Here is a 4780-nt window from a genome sequence, read left to right as displayed (position 1 = left end):
GCGGGCTCGGGGTTGACGCCGATGAGCGGCTGGCCGTCCAGGTATTTCATGGTGTTGGCCACCATGCCGTCCTGGCCCAGCGCCACCACGATGTCGTCGGCGCCGAAGACGAAGTTGGGCACCAGGGCGCGGTCCACGATCTGGTAGCGGCCGCGTGCCTCCAGCGCCTGCACCACGGCCTGCAGGGCGGCGGCGTAGGCGGCGCTTTCGCGCAGGTAGTCGCCGAAGTCGGCACCCAGGTGCTCGATGTAGAAGCGCGCCTGGGACAGCGTGTGGTACCTGGCCACCAGCTCATCGAGCCGCGTGCGCCGCACCACCAGCACGGTCTTGCGTTCATTGGCGTTCACGGCGGCTCCTTGCGGGTTCGGGATCGGCCACGGCAGCTGCATGGCCTGCACCGGCGCCCATGAGCGACTGCAGCAGCTCGGGCGAGACGTTGAGCTGGCCGATGCGCTCGGCCTTCTCGGCAATGCCGCCAAAGGCCTGGGCGATGAGCTGGCCCGGCTGCATGCCCACGGCGGCCAGCGATTGCACGATGCGCGGGTCGGCCTTTTCCAGGGCCTGCATGACGGCGCCCACGCGGTAGGCCTCGGCCTCGGCCAGGGTGCGGCTGTTGGCGGCCTGGCCTTCGACGAAGTCGCGGCGGCTGGTCTCCAGCGCCACGTCGGCAGACATCTGTTCGGCGCGCAGCTCGTTTTCCTTGCGCATCTGGGCGGCCTTGGCTTCCAGCTGGGCCTCGCGGATCTGGCGCTTTTTCTTTTCCACGGCCACGTCGGTATCGAGCTCGTTCTGGCGGATGGCGCGCTCGTTTTCCACGGCAGCCATGCGGCGGGCATAGACGGCGTCGTCGGCGGCCTTGAGGTTGGACTCGCGCGCCTCGGCCTCCAGGGCGCGGGCGATGTCGGGCGTGGGTTTGACGGCCATGACCGAGACGCCCAGGATCTCCAGCCCCAGCGCCTCGATCTCGGGCTGGGCGGCCAGCTCCTGCTGGGCCGTGCGCGCAATGAGCGCCGAGGAGCGCAGCGCCTGCTTGAGCTCCAGCGCCTGCACGGCCTGCTGGATGATGACCTCGGCCTGCATGGTCACGCGGTCGCCCAGGCGCTGCGGGTCTTCGGACATGTATTTCTGGCCGTCGCGCGCCAGGGAGAAGTCCATCAGCGTGGCGGTCTGGCGCGGTGTGCTGATGCGGTAGGTGACCTGGCCCTGCACGGTGACGCTCTGGAAGTCGGCCGTCACCAGCTCCAGCATGAAGTGGCAGTCCTGGCTGCCCACGGGCACCGCGACCAGGGTGGTGGTGGGGGCGTAGTAGAAGAAGGACTGGCCCGCACCCTCGCGCACCACCTTGCCGGCGCGGAACTGCATGAGGTGGACCGTGGGTTGGGACTTGATGAAACGGATGCCGAACATGGTGCTTCTCCTTTTAAGTTGTTCTATACAACTCGTATGGGTTGTATAGTGCAACTTAAAATCCGGCACGTCAAGCACAATCCATCCCATGGCTGAAAAAAATTCCCCATCCCCGCAGGGCGCGCTGGACTTCCCGCGCCCGTTCACCACGGTGGACGTGGTCATCTTCACGGTCGCAGACGATGCCCTGCAGGTGCTGCTGGTGCAGCGCCCCACGGCGGGCAGCGAGCCGTTCCCGGGGCTGTGGGCGCTGCCCGGCGGCTTTGTGGATGTGCGCCAGGACGCAGACCTGCTGGCCTGCGCGCGGCGCAAGCTGCTGGACAAGACGGGTGTGGACAGCCCCTACCTGGAGCAGCTGGGAAGCTGGGGCGGCGCGGCGCGCGACCCGCGTGGCTGGTCGGCCACGCATGTGTATTTCGCGCTGATCCCGGGCCATGACCTGATCCTGGCCAAGGGCGCGAATGCGGCCGATGTGTCGTGGTTTGCCGTCGATGAACTGCTGCGCGCGCACGGACCCTCGGCGCTGGCCTTTGACCACGGCGAGATCCTGAGCGCCGCGGTGGAGCGGCTGCGCGGCAAGGTGGAATACACCTCGCTGCCGGCCTTTCTGCTGCCCGAGCCTTTCACACTGCCGCAGCTGCAGCAGGCCTACGAAGTGGTGCTGGGCCGCCCTGTGGACAAGAGCGGTTTTCGCACGCGCATGATGGCGGCCGGCTTTCTGGTCGAGGCTGGCCAGGTGGAGGGCACGTCACGCCGCCCGGCCATGGGCTACCGCCTGGCCGACCGCAGCGCGCCCGTGGTGTTTCCGCGCACCTTCAGCCCGCGGGGGTGAGGGCGGCCTTCGATCAGGGCCAGGATCAGGCGCCCAGCAGGCTGCAAAAGCGCTGCATGTCCACGTTGCCGCCGCTCAGGATGATGCCCACGCGCCGTCCGCGCAGCTCCTCGCCTTTCTGGCGCGCGGCGGCCAGGCCCAGGCAGCCGGTGGGCTCGACCACGAGCTTCATGCGCGTGGCCAGGAAGCCCATGGCATCGACCAACTCGGCATCGCTGGCGGTGAGGATGTCGGTCACGTCGCGCTGGATGATGGGGAAGGTGATGCCGCCCAGGTGCTGGGTCTGGGCGCCGTCGGCAATGGTCTTGGGCGTTTCGATGTGGACGATGCGGCCCGCGCGCAGCGACTGCTGGCCGTCGTTGCCGGCCTCTGGCTCCACGCCGTAGAGCGCGCACTCGGGGCTGAGCGCGCGCGTTGACAGCGCGGTGCCCGACAGCAGGCCACCGCCGCCCAGCGGCACGAAGAGGGCGTCCAGGGGGCCGGTTTCCTCGAACAGTTCCTTGGCGGCCGTGCCCTGGCCGGCCAGCACGTCGGCATGGTCGTAGGGCGGGATCAGGGTCAGGCCGTGGCGCTCGGCCAGGTCGCGGCCGATCTGCTCGCGGTCTTCGGTATAGCGGTCGTAGACCACCACCTGGCCGCCATAGCCCTTGGTGGCCGCCACCTTGGCGGCGGGCGCGTCATGCGGCATGACGATGGTGGCGGGAATCTCCAGCAGCCTGGCAGCCAGTGCAATGGCCTGGGCGTGGTTGCCCGAGGAAAACGCCACCACGCCGGCCTTGCGCTGCGCGGCGCTGAAGCGAGACAGGGCGTTGAAGGCGCCGCGGAACTTGAAGGCGCCCATGCGCTGCAGGTTCTCGGACTTGAGAAAGACACGGGCGCCCAGCGCCTCGTCCAGCGTGCGCGAGGTGAGCACGGGCGTGCGGTGGGCATGGCCCTGGATGCGTTGGGCCGCTGCGGCCACGTCGTCATAGGTGGGAAGGCTTGTCATCGGTACGGGAGAGAAGGGGTTGCAGATCGGCGGGGTGCCGGGAGCTATTTGGCGTAGCTGTAGACCGTGGCGCGCGACACGCCCAGGTGGGCGGCAATGGTCTCCATGGAGCGGCGCACATCGAGCAGGCCGGCACCCTTGAGTTCGCGGACCAGGGCGCGGCGCTCCTCGGGCTTGAGGGCGCGCGGCGTGGTCGCCAGGCGGGCCGCGAACTGGTCGATGCGGGCACGCACCGTGTCGGCGCCTGCGCCGGCGCCCGTGGGGTCCAGCATTTCGCTCGCGGGGGTGTCGCCGCTGACGGCGGCAAAGCGGTTGAGCATGCCCTGGAAGCCCTGGAACATCGTCAGGTCCACATTCATGCACAGGGCGGCGATGTAGCGGCCCTCGGAGTCGCGGATGCCGATGGACGTGCTCTTGGCCTGGCGGCCATCGGCGAACTGGTTGGGGTAGTTGGCGATGACCTGCTCGTAGCCGGGGTCGAGGATGCGGGCCAGGCCCAGCTCCGTCGCGCCCTGGCCCACTTCGCGGCCCGACAGGTTGTTGTGGATGGCCAGCACCGCATGGGACGGGTCGAGCAGGTCATGCACCACCACCTCGCAGAACGGGGCAAAGGTCTGGCCCAGGCCTTCGGCGATCTGGGCCAACTGGTCCAGCAGTTGGCGCTGCTCGGGAGTGCGTTGTGTCATATTGGACATTTTGTTTTGAATTGGACAAAATGTCAAAACCCAGGCGACCTGCCTTCTTGTCCGTTTCTTGTGCTCCCTGCCATGTTCGACACCCTTGTTCACCTGCTGCAATCCCAGGACGCGCGCTTTCGCGTGATCGAGCACCCTGCCGAGGGCCGCTCCGACCTCGTCGCCGAAATCCGGGGCACGGCACCCGGCCAGGGTGCCAAGGCCATGCTCTGCAAGAGCCGCGATGCGTCCGGTGCGGGCGATCCCCAGCTGTTCCTGGCCGTGCTGCCCGGCGACCGCAAGCTGGACTTCAAGCGCCTGGCCCAGGCCGTGGGCGTGCGCAAGGCCACGCTGGCCTCGCCCGAGGAGGCCCAGGCCGCCACCGGCTGCGTGATGGGATCGGTGCCGCCGTTCTCCTTCAACCCGCAGGTGCGCCTGGTGGTGGACCCGGCACTGGTGGAGCGCTTTGCCGAGATCGCCTTCAATGCGGGCCGGCTGGACCGCTCCATCGTGCTGGACTCGGCCGACTATGTGCGCATTGCCCGGCCCGCGCTGCACAGCCTGAGCGGGGATGGCGCCGATTGACCCGGGGGCCGGGCGGTGCCCACAATCGCAGCAACGCCCGCACATCCTCTCCTGACCATGACCACCCCTGCCAGGCAGTTCCCCGACCGGCCCGATGCGGCCGGCTTTGTGCGTGCGACGCTGGCTGCCGCACTGGCCCAGGTGCAGTCGCATATGGATGCCGTGGATGCCGTGGATGCCGTGGATGCCGTGGATGCCGTGGACGCCGGCAGCGGCGAGGCCGAACGCATCCACCAGCTGCGCGTGGCCCTGCGGCGCCTGCGCACCCTGCTGCGCGAATGCGCAGGGCTGGCG

The 4780-nt window shown here is 68.8% G+C and carries 5 protein-coding genes and 2 pseudogenes; 3 read left to right on the top strand and 4 right to left on the bottom strand.

The features are described 5' to 3' along the window. A pseudogene (locus L995_RS21885) lies at positions 1-347 on the bottom strand (sugar kinase); the annotation flags it as partial. Continuing rightward, positions 334-1407 (bottom strand): SPFH domain-containing protein, encoded by a 1074-nt coding sequence (locus L995_RS21880; protein WP_034397141.1) that lies wholly within the window; start codon positions 1405-1407, stop codon positions 334-336. The gene L995_RS21880 and the pseudogene L995_RS21885, both read right to left, overlap by 14 nt. Before the next feature lie 88 nt (positions 1408-1495). Between L995_RS21880 and L995_RS21875 the strand changes: the two genes are divergently transcribed. Beyond that, positions 1496-2239, top strand: coding sequence for an NUDIX hydrolase (locus L995_RS21875; protein WP_047473696.1), 744 nt, complete (start codon positions 1496-1498; stop codon positions 2237-2239). Between the two features lie 25 nt (positions 2240-2264). Here the strand turns inward: L995_RS21875 and L995_RS21870 are convergent, their stop codons facing one another. Together L995_RS21870 and L995_RS21865 are read right to left on the bottom strand one after the other, a co-directional pair. After that, the gene (locus L995_RS21870) at positions 2265-3227 is read right to left on the bottom strand and encodes a threo-3-hydroxy-L-aspartate ammonia-lyase (RefSeq protein ID WP_047473695.1); all 963 of its coding nucleotides are present in this window, start codon (positions 3225-3227) and stop codon (positions 2265-2267) included. 44 nt (positions 3228-3271) lie between these two features. After that, positions 3272-3913 (bottom strand): helix-turn-helix transcriptional regulator, encoded by a 642-nt coding sequence (locus L995_RS21865; protein ID WP_047473694.1) that lies wholly within the window; start codon positions 3911-3913, stop codon positions 3272-3274. Between the two features lie 81 nt (positions 3914-3994). Here L995_RS21865 and L995_RS21860 point away from each other — a divergent pair, with 81 nt between their 5' ends. Both L995_RS21860 and L995_RS21855 read left to right on the top strand, forming a co-directional pair. Continuing rightward, complete coding sequence (locus L995_RS21860) at positions 3995-4486, top strand: YbaK/prolyl-tRNA synthetase associated domain-containing protein (RefSeq protein WP_016454410.1); 492 nt, start codon at positions 3995-3997, stop codon at positions 4484-4486. Positions 4487-4543: 57 nt separating this feature from the next. Continuing rightward, positions 4544-4780: pseudogene (locus L995_RS21855) on the top strand (CHAD domain-containing protein); the annotation flags it as partial.

The organism is Delftia sp. ZNC0008, from assembly GCF_000799035.1.
In the GTDB taxonomy this organism is placed as follows: Bacteria; Pseudomonadota; Gammaproteobacteria; order Burkholderiales; family Burkholderiaceae_C; genus Comamonas; species Comamonas tsuruhatensis.
Note: the sequence above shows the minus strand (reverse complement) of the source record. Positions and strands in the feature narration are given on the sequence as shown.

Excerpts from the sequence above, each read along its gene's own strand:
- L995_RS21865 (WP_047473694.1), bottom strand. The coding sequence starts at position 3,913 with ATGACACAACGCACTCCCGAGCAGCGCCAACTGCTGGACCAGTTGGCC.
- L995_RS21880 (WP_034397141.1), bottom strand. The coding sequence starts at position 1,407 with ATGTTCGGCATCCGTTTCATCAAGTCCCAACCCACGGTCCACCTCATG.
- L995_RS21875 (WP_047473696.1), top strand. The coding sequence starts at position 1,496 with ATGGCTGAAAAAAATTCCCCATCCCCGCAGGGCGCGCTGGACTTCCCG.
- L995_RS21870 (WP_047473695.1), bottom strand. The coding sequence starts at position 3,227 with ATGACAAGCCTTCCCACCTATGACGACGTGGCCGCAGCGGCCCAACGC.
- L995_RS21860 (WP_016454410.1), top strand. The coding sequence starts at position 3,995 with ATGTTCGACACCCTTGTTCACCTGCTGCAATCCCAGGACGCGCGCTTT.